This is a genomic window from Larkinella rosea (genome assembly GCF_003858635.1).
Taxonomy (GTDB): domain Bacteria; phylum Bacteroidota; class Bacteroidia; order Cytophagales; family Spirosomataceae; genus Larkinella; species Larkinella rosea.
The window spans coordinates 968,756-986,558 of sequence record NZ_RQJO01000007.1; the positions used below are offsets into that span (position 1 = coordinate 968,756).

The window sequence follows — 17,803 nt, forward strand, 5'->3', positions numbered from 1 at the left end:
TCAATGCTGAAGGAGAACCGCATCGAATACCGTCAACTAAACACTATTTCTCAGACATTCTGTTTACCGAAAAGACCAAAAAAACGACTAAGAAGTGCCGACGGTTTTAATGGGCGGTTTGGTGCGATAGGGTCGATTTTTGATTGAACTCGGCGACAATGAATGAACTGGATGTGATCGACCGTTACTTCGCGGGGCAATTATCCCCAATGGAAAGAAAGCGTTTTGAAGCCTCACTGAACAATATCGATCGGGTCAGGCCGATCGCCTTTTACCTGCTGGCCCGTCAGGTTGCCCGTCAGGAAGCCAATCGCCGGAAAAAACCGCTGCCGGTTTACCGCCCGATCTTTCCGATTATTTCCATGGCTGCCAGTCTGCTATTCTTCCTTGGATTTGGCTGGGCAATCTGGATTTGGCAAACGCCCGTTTCAGCGGCCGAACTGGCTGACCAGTATCTTACCGATCATTTCCATCAATTTCCAGTCACCCTGGATGGTACATCCGACAGTCTGAAAACCGCTTGCCGGTATTACAATCAGGGAAACTGGCAGGCCGCCGAAGCGGTTTTTGAAAGCCTCCTTCAACGGCATCCCAATCAGCCGGATGCATTAAAATTTGGCGGCATTGTTTCCCTCCAACTCCGGAAATACGACCAAGCCATCCACCGCTTTCACCGATTGGGTCAGCAAACCGATCTATACGCGAATCCCGGTATTTTTCTGGAAGCAATTGCCCATTTGAAGCGGGGACAACCGATGGATAAAAACCGGGCTAAACACTTGTTACACACGGTTATTCAAGGCAATCTGGAAGAGAAGAATGAAGCCGGGCAACTGGTTGGGCGGTTAGGAGACCATTAATTTCGGTCAACTTCAAAGGATGCAGTGAAAAATTCATTTCCTCACACTGAACTACAATAGTTCTAAAAAGCTGAAAGTACCGGCTGCTATAAATCACAAACAGCTACATTTATCGGCTTAATACCGACTCCTTAATAACATTTAGAATTTGGTAGTTAACCGCTTTAATTTCGGTTTATTACCGGATTCTTTTTGTGCAGCAGGCAAACCGGCTTTTCTGGAGACGCCCCCACTGGGTCGTGTTCCATCCGCTAATTCACGTCCATCGACTGATTTGACAGTGTCAATCGGCGCTTCGTTAAGATCACTTACAGTAATTTTATCTTTTGCAGCAGGAATAGACTCCGGCGCACATGAAAGCAAACCGCAGCCGAATAGCCCAAGGAAAACAAAACCGGTTCTTAAAATTTAATTAATAGAAAAATTCTTTATATGATTAGAGGTTAAATTATTTAATTAATATGGCTTCTATGCGTTGCCCCTTTTTGAGTTATCCATTGAAAAAAAGCCCTTATTCTGTTCCTTTTATGTATAAAAATAAATGAGGTTCAGTGGTAATTTTTTGTTCTGCGTTATCCTTCTATTTCCACACTCAGGCAGTTCTCCTAATCTAAATAAAGGGTTAAAACAATGAATCCTATTTGCCTAATCCAATCGCGACAGGTGAATTGTCGAAGTAAAAGCAACGGTTTTTCTTAATTGCGTGAGTAATCAAGCCTGGATAACGGATTGCCGTATCATTTATACCCATAATTTACATTAAATAGCCGGGGCAGTTTAGTCCACTAATTTGGAAGTTATGCAGGAAAGTGCAGGAACTTCATCCTCATAAAAGGAAGACTGATTGATTTATAATATATCATAATGGGCTTATCTACAGTCATATAATTGCCACACCATCTAAAAATCCATTAAAATATTTCATTAATCGTTTCCCTTTAGATGGTAGAATCCGACTAACACATGGCGTGTTTCCATCATTCGTTTAGATAATTTGACTAACCCGTATCATTTTGGGTAATGCTGCCTGTCCGGACTGGAGATAACCGATGGATAAAAACCGGGCTAAAAACTTGTTGTGCACTGTAATTCAAGGCAATTTGTAGAGAAATGAAGGACCGGAAGGATTGATAAACGGATTAATTACGATCTAAAACTTATCTCCATGCGTGTTTTTAAAACTGTGGTGCTTTCCTGCCTGACAGCCGCTGCGTTGCAGTCCTGCCAGTGGCTTTATCCGTTTATCAGAATATCGCCAAAGGAAACTACCTATAATCCTGACCAGAACATTATTCTGTTTGCTCCAAGCATACAAGGACAGGATACAATTTCAATGCCGGTTGCGCTCCAGCTTTCGATGGTTGCCAAAGTAAATCAAACTTTGCGTGATGCTGGAAAAGATACCATTTCAATTCGTTCCTGGTGTCCGTGCGATAGTTCACTTGTCTTACTGGAAGGCTCTAATCTGGATCAGTTAAACATCAGCGGAAAAGAAATGGCCTCCAATACGCGACCCAGCGGTGGTGTGGAAGGAAATCCGCCCAATGGAGAAATATCATTTAAAGGTGGATCAAATACCTTGAGATGGGATCAGGTCATTGAAGGTGGTTCGCGAAACTATGTTCTCACCTTACCTTTTGCTGAAAAAGACAGTGTAATGCTGAAAAGCTTACCGACGATCAGTGCACCTGCCACAGCCACACCGCAGCCATTCATCATTGCCATTACCGATACCGGAATTAAACCCGAACTTTATCCGGCTGTCAACAACTGGACCTGGGTAAATCCGGAAGAACTTACCGCACCCAATCAGGATAAAAACGGCCTGATTGCCGACAGAAATGGGTGGAATTTTGTCAATAACAGCAACGTATTAGCCGATAGCAATGGGCATGGAACGTTAGTCAATTCCCTGATTCATGAACAATTAATCGGCAATTCATGGGCTAATCTGCACGTGCGGTACCTGTATCTCAAAACGTTTAATGCGGACGGAAAAGGTACTCTTTTCAACAATCTTTGTGCAATGTCCTATGCCCGTCAAAAAAAGGCTAAAATTATCAACGCAAGCTGGGGATATTATAACCCGACGGAAAGTAAACTGCTGAGTTATTTCCTGCGGGAATTGGGAAACAACAACATTGTCGTGGTGACAGCCGCCGGAAATGCATCCGCCAAGTTGGAGAATTCCTGGTTCGGAATGGTTCCCGCATCTTATTTTCGAAATCTGGAATCTAACCCATTCTGGCCAGCTAATTTTAGCAAGTCGCACCAAAATGTATTGACAATCACCACCATTCATCCCACGCAATCCGCCGGACATACGGGGCATTCCAGAGATAGCTACGATGCTTATGAAACGTGTGAAGGACAAAACTATTCCAATCATTTCGTCAACTTGGGCGTTTTCAACTTTAACCTGCAAAATGCTCCTTTTTGCAGTGTGTGGGATTTTACAAAAGACTCACCATTGTATGTATCAGGAACGTCATTTGCGGCCCCGGTTGTAACGGGAAAACTGGTTGCCAAACTCGGCCCAACCTGGGTCAGCAGTGAGCGCAGTGTGCTTTTAAAAACTCTGGATAAACTTCCTGCCCCATCTCCCGGTCAACCCATTCTGAGGAAGCACTCCACCCTGAAAAATCAAACGAATAACGGCGCGTATATTCTACGGTAGAATCTGAAAACCGAGTACAATGCAAAAAACCAACGTTCTTTCAATCACTCCGCCCATCCGATTCTGCCCGTTCCCAGGTTGGATCAGGTGGCTACGGCTGAGGCCAGTAATTGGATTTTTGCTGCTCTTCGGAAGTAGATTTCAGGCTTTTGGGCAATGTCCGGGGCCGAAAAGTATCGGCGAACGTTATGATAGTTTGATGACGTTAGCCAAAGACCAACAGGAAAGCGGTTTTCAGGAACTCCGTACGGTTTGCGAGCGCTGCGGACAAAATCGGGATTCAACTTTCGCTAAAATCCTGCACCGCCTGGGTGCGCTGGCTTATTATCACAAGGAATATGATACTGCCATTCAATGGACCCGCCGGGCGATTTCCGTCAATTCCCAAAAACGACCGGATACAAGCCCATCCTTTTTAACTAAAAGTTATTTTAATCTGGGTAAAATTTATCTGGACCAGCAAGATTACCACTCAGCGCGACTCCTCTTGCAATTGTTCGTTGAAAAAGGCAGGCAGTACCCCGAACGTTATGAGCAAGTCGCAATGGCATATTGGCATTTGGCGAATCTGTTTTTTAAGGAATCTGACTACCAAAAAAGCATCCGTCAGGCCGAATTAGGCGCTTCGTTTGCCGAACGAATCGGCCACATCGAATTCATGGCCGCCAATCTCACCGAAAAAGCAAACTGCCTGAAAGAAATGGGGGATTATGAGCAGTCCCTGACGATTATTCGTCGGGTCACTCTCCTATTTGGCAATTCACCCAAACCATCGGTCGAGTTAGCCAACACCTATGCATATTTGGCTAGTGTCCTCGTCCGATTACACCGTTTTGACGAAGCCTTTACCGCTTATGACAAAGCCTACCAGGTCCATAAGAGTCTACAAAACTCAAATGGGTTATCGGAAGTTACGGCCAACATCGGATTTGTGTACGATAATTACCTGCACCAGTACGACAAGGCTTTGGTTCAATACCAGAAAGCTTTGGCAACGATTGGGGACGATAAATACGGTCGGGTGCGGATTCTGGGCAATATTGGCGAGGTGTACTCACGGAAAAAGCAATTCCGTTCGGCGCTGAATTACTTCCAGATCGCGCTCGACAGCCTGCATTTTGATGACCGGCAAAAACCGCTGGCCCAAACCGAAGCCATCCAACTGACACCGTATAAAGAATATTTGCTGTCGATCATTCAGGATAAGGCATATACCTGGCTGGATTGGGCAAAAAGTAAACCGGATCGACAACTACAGTTCGGTCAGCTTGCCCTGAAAAGTTTCCTGACGGCCGATCAGATCATCGATGTGATGCGGTTTGAGCAGGTTGGTCAGCAATCGAAGTTGTACTGGCGGGAAACAACGCACAGCCTTTACGAACGCGCCATTGAAACTGCTTTCCTGCTGAAAAATGACGAGCAGGCGTTTCATTTTTTCGAAAAAAGCCGGGCGGTTTTGCTTAACGACAAGCTCAACGAACTGGGCGCCCGGCAACATTTGCCCATCCGGCTGGCTCAACTGGAGCAGGCATTTCACCGGCGGATCAATTCCTTACAAAACGAGCTGGCTGAGTTAAAACCCGGTCGGCGAGCGTATGATTCCACACGAACGGCTTTGCTGACTGAACAGGAAAAACTGGATTCGTTTCTCAAGAAACTGGAACAGGAAAATCCAGCGTATTACCGCTACAAATTCGATAATTCCGTTCCGTCGCTGGCTCACCTTCAAAATTGGCTGAAAGACCGGCAATCGACCCTGGTTTCGTATTTCGTCGGCGACAGCGCGCTGTACATTCTTTCCGTCGAACCCGCTGCAACTCAACTAGTGAAACAGTCCGTTTTTGCCTACCAAAAAGCCGTGCAGGAATTTGTGCCGCTGTGTACAACGAGCCAGCAAAACCGCCACTTTGGTCGATACCTAAGCGTGAGTAATGTGATTTACAATCAGTTACTTAAACCGTTATCGCTTTCTACCGAGCGCGTGATTGTATCACCGGATTATCATTTCATTCCGTTTGAAACGCTCAGTCGAACAGCCAGTCAACCCGATTTTCTGATCAATTACCATGCTTTTAGTTACGGCTATTCGGCGACGGTGTTGTTGAAAGAAACTGCAGCTTCGACCTCGGGCAGTTCGGCGTTTCTGGGCATGGCGCCGGTCCATTTCAACCCGCAACTTCAGCAGGCAAGCCTGTTGGGCTCGGGTCTGGTAGTAACCAAAATTGGCAAGTTGTTCAGCAATCCAACCGTTTTGACCGATCGGGCCGCAACCCGCCGGGCTTTTCAGAACATGGCTCCCGATCACCGGATTGTGCAGTTATTTACCCACGCCGAAGCCGATAGCGTTGGCCGTGAACCCCGGCTCTATTTTGCCGATTCAACCCTGCAACTTTCGGATTTGAATGCTGATTCGCCCTACCAAACCCAGTTGATCGTCCTTTCGGCCTGTAAAACCAGCCTTGGGGTCAATCAGCAGGGCGAAGGGGTTTTCAGTCTGGCGCGGGGCTTTGCGACCCTGGGAATTCCCAGTGTGCTGACGACGCTCTGGAGCGTAGAGGATCAGGCAACCTATGGGCTGACCGAACGATTTTATAAACACCTGAGTAAGGGAATTGCCTTAGATCTGGCTCTCCGGCAAGCCAAGCTTGACTGGCTCAAAACGGCATCCCGCGCCGACCAGCTCCCCTATCGCTGGGCCGGAATGATTCTGGTGGGCAACGCCGACCCCATTTCTTCCCCAACGCGAATGGGCTGGTGGCTGGGGAGCGGTTTAGTGGTTATTCTGGCCATTATCGGCGGAAGGCAACTGCGCCGACGGAGTAAGTCACCGAAAGCGGTTTATTGAAAAACCCGAACGTAATCCACGTCCATGTGCTGCGGCCAGATCGATTCGTCCACCCCTTTCTGGCCTCCCCAATTTCCGCCAACAGCCAGATTGATAATCAGGTAAAACGGCTGGTCAAGCGGCCATTGTTCGTAACTGCTGCCGGTTTCTTTTTTGGAAATGGAATAGTAAACCGCATTGTCGATCAGAAAATCAATCTTGTCGGTCGTCCAGTCGATGGAATACACGTGAAAATCCTGCGTGACGCCGGGAACCACTTTAAAACCGCCTTTCTGGGTGTGTTTAACGTGGTTATACGCTTCGGTGTGAATCGTTCCGTGAATCTGATTTTCGTTGAAACCGACGTGTTCCATGATGTCGATTTCGCCATCGAGCGGCCATTTCAGGGGTGTTTTGGCACTAAGCATCCAGATCGCCGGCCAGGTCCCGCGCCCTTTTGGCAACTTCGCCCGCACATCGATCCGGCCGTATTTCCATTCGGCAAGGCCTTTGGTGATTAGCTTCGCGGACGTATAATCGCGGTTTTCATGCTTTTCTTTCCGCGCTTCGATGATCAGAAAACCGTTCTCAACGCGGGCATTTTCTGGTCGAGATGCGCGATAATATTGCAGTTCGTTATTCCCAAAACCGCTGCCGCCAACGTCATATTTCCACTTGCTGGCGTCGGGAAGCCCGGCTTTGTCAAATTCGTCGGACCAGACCAGTTTGCGCTCGGTACTTGTTTTTTCCGGTTGAGGACCGTCAATTTTACAGGCGATTAAAACGCCGAGCGTGACCATAGAAAGAAGGATGCGCATAAACCAGGCAGAAATAATAAATGGAACGATTCGTTACTTTTGTTTTCCAAACGCCCAAACCAGAAATTGCGGCATGACCGCACTCCAGGTTTCGGGATTGTGAAAACCGCCTTTTACTTCAACGTACTGCACTTCATTTCCCCACCGAAACCCTTTCCGTTCGATTTCGGCAATCAGGTCGAGGGTATCGTCGATGGAATCAATAACGCCGTCGTGATCTCGATCGTCGGTTTCATCCAGCGTTCCGGTTTGAAACCAGAAACGTGCGCCTTGCGGCCGTTTTGTCTGGCGAACCCGCGCGTGCATAATCCGGTCGGTATCATCGGAATAACCCTCATTCAATCCACGCTGTCGCCACCAGAACGAGCCGGAAAAAACCCCGGCTTTCCCAAACAACTCCGGGTGGTTCCAGACTAGATCGAAAGCCGACAATCCGCCCAGCGAAAAACCGGCAAAAACCGCCTGAGCCGGATCGTTGGTTATTCGGTAGTGCTTTTGCACGTAAGGTAATAATTCATGAATCACAAAATGGGTATATGCTCCGGCTTTCGAACCCCGGTTGAGGTAGTCGGCCTGCGCGGCAACGCCATATTCCTGAATCCGATCACCGCAATGAATGGCCACCAGTACAAACGGCTGGATCGTTTTCTGCTGGTAAACCGCCTGTAGAACATGAGTCATCCGGAGTCGTTCCAGATCCTGTCCATCATTCAGGTACAAAACTGGAAACCGCTCCGTAGACGCATCGTATTCTTTCGGAAAAATTAGATCCAGTCGAACGGAACGGTTCAGATAAACCGAAACCAAATGGGTGTCGGTTCGGCACCATACACCACCGGCATCAGACGAAGAAGCAACAAAAACACTCATTTGTAAACAGTTACGAACAACTCCCCTCCGCATTCTGAAACGGACCCGAGCCAAATATTAGTTGGAAATTGTCCCGAAATTACGTACAGTTTTCTTGGAAATTCGTAAAAAGGATTATCTTTCCTCCGGAATCATCAACAAAAAACACCGACTATTTTGCAGGAAGACTACAGGAAATGGTATTCGCACCACCTCGGGCGCGATATAGAAATGTTGGTTTACGGCGACTGGGGTTACCCGGTTTTGCTGTTCCCGACCACGATGGGAAGGTACTACGAAGCCAAAGATTTTAAACTGATTGAATCCGCCCAGTGGTTTATTGACAATCGGAAAGTCAAGATTTATTGCATCGACAGCATCGATCGCGACAGCTGGTACGCCAAACACCTGCACCCGGCCACGCGCATCCAAAACCACCTGTGGTACGACCGAATGGTCAACGAGGAACTAGTTCCGTGGATTCAGCAGGAATGTAATGTTGGAAAAATTGCGGTCGGGGGTTGCAGTTTTGGCGGTTTTCAGGCGTTGAATTTCGCCTTCCGGCATCCCGACAAGGTCGCGCACCTGTGGTCGATGGGGGCCAAGTTTGACATCAGGTCGTTTATGAACGGGTATTATGACGACAATGTCTATTTCAACAATCCGCCCGATTACATTCCCAATGCGCACAACGATCAGTTCTACCAGATGAACATTGTGCTGGGCACATCGGAACACGACTTCTGTAAACCGGATAATTACGCCATGTCGGATATTTTTAGTCGGAAAGGCATTCACCACTGGCTCGATGTCCGGCCCTGGGGCTCGCATGACTGGCCCGTCTGGCGCGAAATGTTCCCGCATTATTTGTCGCGGATTTAATTAACGGGTTTCGGTTTTCAGTATTCGGTTTACGGTGCAGTTCCCCGCCGAATACTGAAAACCGTATACCGTAAACTCTTTGTAAAAATTATGAAATACGGTTACGCAGAAACGCATAGCCCGTTTTTGGGAGCCCTTCAACAGCTTCGGACGTACATCGACGAGTTGCCGGAGCGATTGCGGACGTTTTCGGACGCAGAATTAACGGAGCGAAAGCCCGGAAAATGGTCGCGGAAAGAGATTCTGGGGCATCTGATCGATTCGGGCTTGAATAACCTGAAACGGTTTACGGATGCGCAATTTCTACCGTCGCCGTTTGTTGTTGAGCGGTATAACCAGAATCAGTCGGTGATTTATAATCGCTACCAGGACCTACCGTTGGAACATTTGATCGCCTATTGGCAATCTTTGAATCGACAAATTTTGTATGTTACCGAAGTTATACCGGAGGACACTTTGCGAAAACCGGTTTTACCACCCGACCACGGTGAACCCGTTACAGTAGCCTGGTTGATTGTTGATTACGTTGCCCACCTGGGCCATCATTTCAAACAATTTTAGATTCAAAACAGTATCCATTTACCACAGACTTTGTCTCAGAAAAACGTATATGAAGAAAATTGGAATCCTTTTTGGTCAGGAAAATTCGTTTCCCCAGGCTTTTGTCGACCGCGTCAATAGCAAGAATGAAACCGGCATTGTCGCCGAATTTGTCAGCATCGACAAAGTGGTTCAGGGCGAAGCCACCGACTACGCCGTCATCATCGACCGGATTTCGCAGGACGTCCCCTTCTACCGGGCCTATCTGAAAAACGCAGCATTGAGCGGCACTGCCGTAGTCAATAACCCCTTCTGGTGGAGCGCCGACGAGAAATTTTTCAATAACGCCATTGCCACCAAACTGAACGTTCCGGTTCCGAATACCGTACTGTTGCCATCGAAAGCCCGACCGGACGATACCAACGAAAACTCCTTCCGGAACCTCAAAATGATGGACTGGGAGTACATCTTCAAGTACATCGGTTTTCCGGCCTACATGAAACCGCATTCCGGGGGTGGCTGGAAAAGTGTTTACAAGATATACAACGCCGACGACCTGTGGGAGAAATATGCCGAAACGGGCCAGCTCGTCATGATGTTGCAGGAAGAAATCATTTTCGATGATTATTTCCGCTGCTATTGCATTGGCGGAACCGATGTTCGGATCATGCCCTACGAACCCCGCAACCCGCACCACCTGCGGTATGCCGCCGAACCCAAAGCCACGGGCGAAGCCTACAAAAAATTGATGACGACGGTTAAAAATTACGTCATTGCACTCAATCGGGCATTGGGCTACGATTTCAACACCGTCGAATTTGCCGTCCGCGACGGGATTCCGTATGCCATCGATTTCTGCAACCCGGCACCCGATGCCGATATCAATTCGGTGGGTCCGGATAATTTCGAGTGGGTGGTGGAAGCAGCTGCCAACATGGCGATTTCGCGGGCAAAAGCACAAAAGCCGGGGGGCGACAACCTGACGTGGGGCTCGTACATCCAAAGTTCGGCGCACGGACAGCTTTTTGTACCGGAGCAACCGGTGGAAGTGTCCACCGAAAAACCGGTCGAAAAGAAAAAGGCGAAAAAAGAAGAGTCCTTAGCCGCCGACAAGCCGAAAGCAAAGAAGGCAAAATAATTCATCGGTTCACTCAGCCCCATCCGGATTCATGCCAGTTTTCACGTTAGGAATCGAAGAGGAATTTCAGACAATCGACCCGGTTACGCGGGAATTACGCTCTCACATGTCGAAAATTGTGGAGGGCGGTCAAATTCAGTTGCAGGAACGGGTTAAAGCCGAGATGCACCAGGCTGTGGTGGAAGTCGGCACCAATATTTGCACTAATATTCAGGAAGCCCGCGAAGAAGTCACGTACCTGCGACGGATGGTTTTCGATCTGGCGGAAAAACAGAATCTGAAAATTGCAGCCGCCGGAACGCATCCCATATCCGACTGGCAGGATCAGCTCATTACCGACAATGAACGCTACGACAAGCTCATCGACGAGATGCGCGACGTAGCCCGTTCCAACCTGATTTTTGGGCTGCACGTCCATGTGGGCATCGAAAACCGCAATGAAGGACTGCAAATCATGAATGCGGTGCGGTACTTCTTACCGCATATTTACGCATTATCGACCAATTCGCCGTTCTGGTGTGGCCGGAATACCGGTTTTAAATCGTACCGTTCCAAGGTTTTCGACAAGTTTCCCCGGACGGGAATTCCCGACTATTTTGCTTCAGCCGCCGAATACGACGATTACATCAATCTGCTCGTTAAAACAAACTGCATCGACAACGGCAAGAAAATCTGGTGGGATATCCGGTTACATCCTTTTTTCAACACGATCGAATTCCGGATTTGCGATGTGCCGATGCGTGTGGATGAAACCATTTGCCTGGCGGCAGTGATGCAGGCGCTGGTGGCCAAAATTCATAAACTGCACAGTCAGAACCTGAATTTTCGGCCCTATCGGCGGATTTTAATCAACGAAAACAAATGGCGGGCGGCCCGTTACGGCATTGAAGGCAAGCTGATCGATTTTGGCAAACAGGAAGAAGTTCCGTATCACACATTAGCGCAGGAACTGCTCAATTTTATTGACGATGTGGTGGATGAACTCGGCAGCCGGAAAGAAGTGGAATACATCAAAACCATCCTGGAAATGGGAACCGGCGCCGATCGCCAGTTGGCGGTTTTTCGGCAAACCAATGATTTGAAGCGCGTTGTGGATTACATTGTGGAGGAAACTTCTCACGGCTTGATCTAGTTATCTTTTAACCACCCTATCCTTGGGAGCGCCAATCGTGGCAAAACCGGGTCTTGGGTTATAACTGTAGCTTTGAAACTTACAATGGAATCAATGAAAGTGGCTGTTCTGGACTTGTACAATAACGTCCCGAATGAAGGAATGCGCTGTATTTTGCAATTGATACGGAATATTAGCGCCAAAGAGAAAGTCGAATTGACGCATACGGTTTTTAACGTTCGCGGAAAAAACGAAATCCCCGGCCTGGAATTCGATATTTACATTTCAAGTGGTGGTCCGGGAAGTCCATTGCCGAGCGGTGAATCCTGGGAAGATCCGTATTTTGCGCTGATCGACCAGTTATTTTCGCACAATCGGATCAGTGATCAAAAGAAATTCTTGTTTCTGATTTGTCATTCGTTCCAGCTCGTTTCGCGTCACCTCGGAATCGGAACCATCAGCAAGCGGAAATCGACTTCGTTCGGTATTTTTCCGATTCACAAAACCGACGAAGGGCAATTTGATCCGTTGTTTCAAAAATTGCCCGATCCGTTTTTTGCGGTCGATTCGCGGGATTATCAATTAACCGAGCCGAACTGGCAGCGAATCAGCGAGCTGGACGCCAAAGTGCTGTGTCTGGAAAAAATTCGTCCGCATGTCGACTATGAACGTGCCATTATGGCGGTGCGGTTTACGGACGAAATTTTCGGGACCCAGTTTCATCCGGAAGCCGACGGCGAGGGCATGCTGCGGTATTTTATGAAAGACGAAAAAAAGCAGCAAATCGTTGAAAATCACGGGGAAGCAAAATACAACGAGATGGTTGCTTCGTTGATGGACCCCCAAAAAATTGTCTTGACCGAATCGGTTTTGATTCCGGATTTTCTGCGCCAAACTATCTGATAAAACCTTAAAGCGGGAACCGGTTTTTGTTACCGGTTCCCCGCCAACGATTATGATCGCATCCGTTCGTCAGGCATACAATCAAGCATTCAGCCCGGAACAATACCGGGCTTTTTTGGATCAGATTCACCACGATTATCCGGGTCAGCTGGATTTTCGGGTTGCAGAGACCCCGGTCTTTGTTCCCATTACGCTCAAAAACCGCCTATTGGATGCCTGCGACTCGATCATCGATACGATCACCAAAGCGGATTTTAAGGACCTGTCGGAAGCCGCGATTCCACCCCACCAGCGGGTTCCGAATGAAAACGATCATGCCTCATTTCTGGCCATTGATTTTGCCATTTGCCGGGACGAAAATGACGAACTGGTCCCCCAACTGATCGAGTTGCAGGGCTTTCCTTCCATGTTCGGGTTTCAATCGTACGTGTCCGGTACTTTTCGGGATTATTTCCCCATTCCGACCGGTTTTAGCCACCTATTCGACGTGGACTCGGACGAAACCTACCGCCAGCATTTACGCCGATTGATTATCGGAAATGAGCCGCCGGAGCAGGTTATACTGCTGGAAATTTATCCCGAAAAGCAGAAAACCCGGATCGATTTTGCCATTACGCACGAGATGCTGGGCATCGAAGCGGTGTGTCTGACGAAGATTCAGAAGGAAGGGAGAAAGCTGTTTTACGAAAAAGAGGGACAACGATACCACATCAAGCGAATTTATAACCGCCTGATATTTGACGAGTTAGAAAACTTTCCAGATTTAAAAACCGCTTTTTCGCTGACCGACGATGTAGACGTTGAATGGATTGGCCATCCCAACTGGTTTTTCCGCATCAGCAAACACACGCTGCCGTTGCTGAACAGTCCGTACGTTCCGGAAAGCCGGTATTTGAATACACTGGAGATTTATCCGGATGATCTGGAAAATTACGTTTTAAAACCGCTTTTCTCCTTCGCGGGCAGTGGCGTTAAGCTCTCGGTCAATCAGGCCGAGCTGGATTCCATAGCTGATAAAGAGAATTATTTACTGCAACGGAAGGTCAGATACGAGCCGGTGATTCAGTCACCCGAAGGATTGGTGAAATGCGAAATCCGGATGTTGTACATCTGGCACGAGAAAGATCCTCGCCCTACCCTGCTGACCAATCTGGCCCGGTTGAGCCGGGGTGAAATGATCGGCGTCCGGTTCAACCAGGATTTCGACTGGGTCGGCGGAACGGTTTGTTTTTTTGAGGAAGATAGATGACCATTGACCGCAGACGATCGACCAATGACCATTGACGCTCGACTCCTGACAATGGTCATTGGTCGATCGTCATTGGTCAAACACCCCTCACTTCCCAATCCGCACCTGATAACTGAGATAGGGCAGCGGGCTGGTGCGAATCAGGCCATTCGAACTGTAAACCGGCAATAAAAGGGCCGTATCAAAAGCGTGGCGACGGCGATTGAACCGCAAACCGGCAGACGATAAACCAGCCAGATAGGTATACTGGGGTTCGATCGATTCACCGATCAGAATGTTGTTCTGGTTGATGAACGTCAGATCCGGCGTTAATTTCCGGACATAGCCAATGGTTACAACACCGGAAGAGGCAATTCCTTTTTGGGAAAACGTTACGCCAGCTCCTACCGTGATGTTCCGTTCCAAGTTGCCAACGGTGGCAATTCCCTGCGCCAGTCCGAAACGGGTTAGCAGTTGTTCGTTCAAGCGAATGCCAATGTATTGGACATTCAGCGCAACCCGGGTTCGTTCGGTTAGTTTAACGCCGTATTTAGCCGAAAAAGTGTGAAAATTCCGGGGATTCAGGGTTTGAAAGGTAGTTCCAACGCTGAAATTTTTGGTAAATCCTGCATCAAGGCGGCTGAATAAAACGTAACTGCTTTGAAAATACAGACTTCTTTTTTCGGGCATGTACGCCGTTGGCATGACAAAGAGCCGAAACGGAAACCCGTTCGGATAGTCGGGCCCGCTCCGTAACGTACCGCCAATGAGATCCGCCCGGACAATCGTGTTGACCGGCAGCAGTTGATCGCCATCTTTTTTAGTCCGAATCAGATACGACGCACTGTCCCGACGCACGAATTGACCACGCAGGGTTGTACCGTTTTTGAGCAGAAAATCATAAGTACCGGGAATGTGCGCCTGACCAGGTTCGTAGTAAACCTCCTGCGCCCGACTCTTCGAAATCAGCAAAAATCCCAGAAGCATAGATAGGTAGATTATCCTCATAGGCGCACAATATGGAGTGATTACGAAAGTTAATAAACAAACTGGTTTCGCCCAAGCGTTTATTAGATGTAATTTTGTACCGACTAATAACTATTTCTTTGACGAACAATCCACATTTGACCCACCGGCAACTCTTTTTTCAGCACGTTGCACAAACTTCGGACTTTCCGCTGGCCCTTGAAATCGAGCGGGCGGAGGGCGTATACCTGTACGGAAACGGTTCCCGGTACATCGACCTGATTTCGGGCATTGGGGTCAGCAATGTTGGGCACCGGCATCCTGCGGTCGTGGCGGCTATTCAGGAGCAGTTGGACAAATACCTGCATTTGATGGTGTATGGGGAATACATTCAGTCTCCGCAGGTCGAATTGGCGCAGGCTTTGGCCCAAACTTTACCCGAACCGCTGGATACCGTTTACTTCACCAACTCCGGAACCGAAGCCATTGAAGGGACCATGAAACTGGCGAAACGGTTTACGGGCCGGCGGGAGATTATTTCGTGTTTCAACGCGTACCACGGTGCAACCCAAGGTGCTCTTTCACTATCCGGCAGTGAGAATTTTAAACGAAATTTTCGCCCGCTTCTACCCGAAATCCGTCACATTCAGCACGGAGACTGGCAACACCTTGAGCTGATTACCGGACGCACGGCCGCCGTCATCCTGGAAGTAGTTCAGGGCGAAGCGGGTGTCCGGGTTCCGGATGCTTCCTACCTTCAGGCTGTTCGACAACGTTGTACGGAGGTCGGCGCGTTGCTGGTTTTCGACGAAATTCAGACCGGTTTTGGTCGAACCGGCACCTTTTGGGCTTTTGAAGGTTTCGGCGTTGTTCCCGACATCGTGGTTTGTGCCAAAGGAATGGGGGGCGGTATGCCGATCGGTGCCTTCATCAGTTCGGCGGAAATCATGGGCGTTTTCAAAGTCAACCCAATTCTGGGACACATCACCACCTTCGGCGGTCACCCGGTTTGTTCGGCGGCCTCGCTGGCAACGCTGCGGGTTGTTCAGGCCGAAAAATTACACGATCAGGCCGAAGCCAAAGGACAGTTGATCCGGCAATTGCTGGTGCATCCGGCCATTCGCGAAATTCGGGGCAAAGGCTTGATGCTGGCGGCCGAATTTGAATCCTTCGACGTGTTAAAACCGGTCATCGATCGCGCCATCGAGCGGGGTGTCATCACCGACTGGTTTTTGTTCTGCGACAATTCCATGCGCATTGCCCCGCCCCTGATCATCACGGAAGCACAAATCCGGGAAGCCTGTGACATCCTGTTGGATTCGATTTAATCTGAAAATTAACAACTGGTGTTAATAAAATCGCCGGAAGGTTTCGGGCGATTCTCCCGTGTAGGCTTTAAAGTCCTTGCTGAAGTGCGCCTGATCGAAGAAGTTATTCTCAAAGCAAATGTCCATCAACGACCTGGAACCATTAAGCTGGCTGAGAACGGTATTGAACCGAACAATGGAAGCAAACTTTTTAGGGGTTGTGCCCACCAGTTTCCGAAACCGCTTTTCGAACGGGCTTTGGCTGATCATCAACCTTTGATTAAGCGCTCTGATTCGAATTGCTCCTTTGGCCTGGTAAATAAGTCTAACGGCTTCGATGATGAGCTTATCGGTCTTGCTATCTTTGAGTTGCGAAAGTAAAAAAAGCTCCACCAGTCGGATTCGCTCCTGATCGGTCGTAGCGCTGCCTAATTTGTCCTCAATATCGAGGATCTTTTGTTTCTCAAATATATTTTCAAGTGAGACATTCAGATTAAATAATTCGTTTGCCGGACAGCTTGTAAAATGCGCCAGCCCCAGTTCGGTAAAATAAATCAGAATGGTACCGATGTGAGCCGAGTTAGAAAACAATTTCACCTCATCGGCAATGCCGGTAATACCGGCGGTGGACAGGTTGGTTTCGATACCGGTTTTCCCCGTTTTTAGACTTCCACCATACTGAATACCAATGACCAGACTCGTACCGGGAAATACTTTGTATACACTTTCGTGGTTTTTCTCGGAGATGACAAAATGGCTGATGTAGGGCTTTAGTCGATCAATGGGAATAAAGCTGTCAAAGCGCATAAAAAAGCGAATTCGTATACCTCAAAGATACAAATTCAGCTATTCAGTTCGCTACATAGGATCTCAAACGTTTCGCTGAATCAGCACAGAAATCAGCGCACTTCGAAGGTGCATCCTTGGGCAGCAATCGTTCAAAACTTGCAGCAAAAACGATTTTTTACAATTACCGGCATTGGGGCTTGCCGACCTTTGTGGTATAACAATATAGGTTATATTAACGAACAGATCCCATGTTTACGATTGAACAAATCAAGCAAGCGCATAGCAAAGTCAGGACGGGCGCCGACTTTCCCGCCTATATCCAGGAGATTAAATCAGTGGGAGTGCGGTTTTATACAACCTATGTCACCGACGGGCATACTGATTATGTGGGAAAGAATGATTTCAAGACCACGGCCCCAGCCCGGTATCCGACGCTTCCCATCGCGGATCACTGTGACCTGGAGCAATTCAAAGCCGAGTTGAAAGATCATCAGCAGGGCAAAACCGATCCCCCAATGTTCTTCCGCACTTGCGCAGAATTGGGCATTGCCGAATGGACCGTTGACCTCATAAAAATGACCTGCACGTACCATGACAAAGCAGGTCAGAAAATTCTGGCAGAAAAAATCCCTTCCTGAATGCGCACGGATGGGTTGGTAGGAGTTGAGGGAAAGCCCAACTCCTACCAACCTATACAATAAGCGTTATAAAGCTGCTTAAATTCCTAAACTCCCTTGTTACATGAATCCCCCCGCCTGGCGCGTTTCTCCTTTTTTTTAAACCCAGAAAGCCGATACCTAAATCATAATTCGGGAAACGGTATTCGGGAATTTGCCCAAAAAAAAGGCACCACTTTTACCTATAGACCGATTCATAAACCGGCCTGGGCATCGATTCCAATTACCTGATAG

The 17,803-nt window shown here is 48.3% G+C and carries 15 protein-coding genes; 11 read left to right on the forward strand and 4 right to left on the reverse strand.

Annotated elements, in window-relative coordinates:
- Nucleotides 1-158: 158 nt before the first annotated feature.
- The 3 genes from EHT25_RS04290 to EHT25_RS04300 all read left to right on the forward strand — a co-directional run bounded on the left by EHT25_RS04290 (nucleotide 159) and on the right by EHT25_RS04300 (nucleotide 6,382).
- Entirely contained in the window at nucleotides 159-860 is a 702-nt protein-coding gene (locus tag EHT25_RS04290; protein WP_124871143.1) for a tetratricopeptide repeat protein, read from the forward strand.
- 1,165 nt (nucleotides 861-2,025) lie between these two features.
- Nucleotides 2,026-3,537, forward strand: a complete 1,512-nt coding sequence (locus tag EHT25_RS04295; protein ID WP_124871146.1) for a S8 family serine peptidase — start codon at nucleotides 2,026-2,028, stop codon at nucleotides 3,535-3,537.
- Between the two features lie 199 nt (nucleotides 3,538-3,736).
- Entirely contained in the window at nucleotides 3,737-6,382 is a 2,646-nt protein-coding gene (locus EHT25_RS04300) for a CHAT domain-containing protein (protein WP_185731278.1), read from the forward strand.
- Here EHT25_RS04300 and EHT25_RS04305 read toward each other — a convergent pair.
- Together EHT25_RS04305 and EHT25_RS04310 are read right to left on the reverse strand one after the other, a co-directional pair.
- Entirely contained in the window at nucleotides 6,376-7,179 is an 804-nt protein-coding gene (locus EHT25_RS04305; RefSeq protein WP_124871152.1) for a glycoside hydrolase family 16 protein, read from the reverse strand. The two genes, EHT25_RS04300 and EHT25_RS04305, sit on opposite strands and share 7 nt — an antisense overlap.
- A gap of 33 nt (nucleotides 7,180-7,212) precedes the next feature.
- Nucleotides 7,213-8,049, reverse strand: a complete 837-nt coding sequence (locus tag EHT25_RS04310) for an alpha/beta hydrolase (protein WP_124871155.1) — start codon at nucleotides 8,047-8,049, stop codon at nucleotides 7,213-7,215.
- Between the two features lie 156 nt (nucleotides 8,050-8,205).
- Between EHT25_RS04310 and EHT25_RS04315 the strand changes: the two genes are divergently transcribed.
- From EHT25_RS04315 to EHT25_RS04340, 6 genes are all read left to right on the forward strand, one after another.
- Nucleotides 8,206-8,910, forward strand: a complete 705-nt coding sequence (locus EHT25_RS04315) for an esterase family protein (RefSeq protein ID WP_124871158.1) — start codon at nucleotides 8,206-8,208, stop codon at nucleotides 8,908-8,910.
- A gap of 90 nt (nucleotides 8,911-9,000) precedes the next feature.
- Nucleotides 9,001-9,471, forward strand: a complete 471-nt coding sequence (locus EHT25_RS04320) for a DinB family protein (protein ID WP_124871161.1) — start codon at nucleotides 9,001-9,003, stop codon at nucleotides 9,469-9,471.
- A 49-nt stretch (nucleotides 9,472-9,520) separates the two neighbouring features.
- Nucleotides 9,521-10,588: an ATP-grasp domain-containing protein gene (locus EHT25_RS04325; RefSeq protein WP_124871164.1), complete on the forward strand. Its 1,068-nt coding sequence runs from the start codon at nucleotides 9,521-9,523 to the stop codon at nucleotides 10,586-10,588.
- A 31-nt stretch (nucleotides 10,589-10,619) separates the two neighbouring features.
- Nucleotides 10,620-11,720 carry a carboxylate-amine ligase gene (locus EHT25_RS04330; protein ID WP_124871167.1) on the forward strand — a complete coding sequence of 367 codons (1,101 nt, stop codon included), beginning with the start codon at nucleotides 10,620-10,622 and terminating at the stop codon, nucleotides 11,718-11,720.
- Nucleotides 11,721-11,804: 84 nt separating this feature from the next.
- Nucleotides 11,805-12,602 (forward strand): type 1 glutamine amidotransferase, encoded by a 798-nt coding sequence (locus tag EHT25_RS04335; protein WP_124871170.1) that lies wholly within the window; start codon nucleotides 11,805-11,807, stop codon nucleotides 12,600-12,602.
- 52 nt (nucleotides 12,603-12,654) lie between these two features.
- The gene (locus EHT25_RS04340; protein WP_124871173.1) at nucleotides 12,655-13,851 is read left to right on the forward strand and encodes a hypothetical protein; all 1,197 of its coding nucleotides are present in this window, start codon (nucleotides 12,655-12,657) and stop codon (nucleotides 13,849-13,851) included.
- A gap of 87 nt (nucleotides 13,852-13,938) precedes the next feature.
- Here the strand turns inward: EHT25_RS04340 and EHT25_RS04345 are convergent, their stop codons facing one another.
- Nucleotides 13,939-14,817: a hypothetical protein gene (locus EHT25_RS04345; protein WP_124871176.1), complete on the reverse strand. Its 879-nt coding sequence runs from the start codon at nucleotides 14,815-14,817 to the stop codon at nucleotides 13,939-13,941.
- A 137-nt stretch (nucleotides 14,818-14,954) separates the two neighbouring features.
- On the opposite strand from EHT25_RS04345, the gene EHT25_RS04350 reads away from it, so the two are divergent.
- Nucleotides 14,955-16,124 (forward strand): aspartate aminotransferase family protein, encoded by a 1,170-nt coding sequence (locus tag EHT25_RS04350; protein WP_124873497.1) that lies wholly within the window; start codon nucleotides 14,955-14,957, stop codon nucleotides 16,122-16,124.
- A gap of 21 nt (nucleotides 16,125-16,145) precedes the next feature.
- Here EHT25_RS04350 and EHT25_RS04355 read toward each other — a convergent pair whose 3' ends face one another.
- A complete protein-coding gene (locus EHT25_RS04355; protein ID WP_124871179.1) occupies nucleotides 16,146-16,910 on the reverse strand; it encodes a helix-turn-helix domain-containing protein in 765 nt (254 codons plus the stop codon).
- A 230-nt stretch (nucleotides 16,911-17,140) separates the two neighbouring features.
- Here EHT25_RS04355 and EHT25_RS04360 point away from each other — a divergent pair, with 230 nt between their 5' ends.
- Complete coding sequence (locus EHT25_RS04360; RefSeq protein ID WP_124871181.1) at nucleotides 17,141-17,530, forward strand: DUF1398 domain-containing protein; 390 nt, start codon at nucleotides 17,141-17,143, stop codon at nucleotides 17,528-17,530.
- The last annotated feature ends 273 nt before the right edge of the window (nucleotides 17,531-17,803 follow it).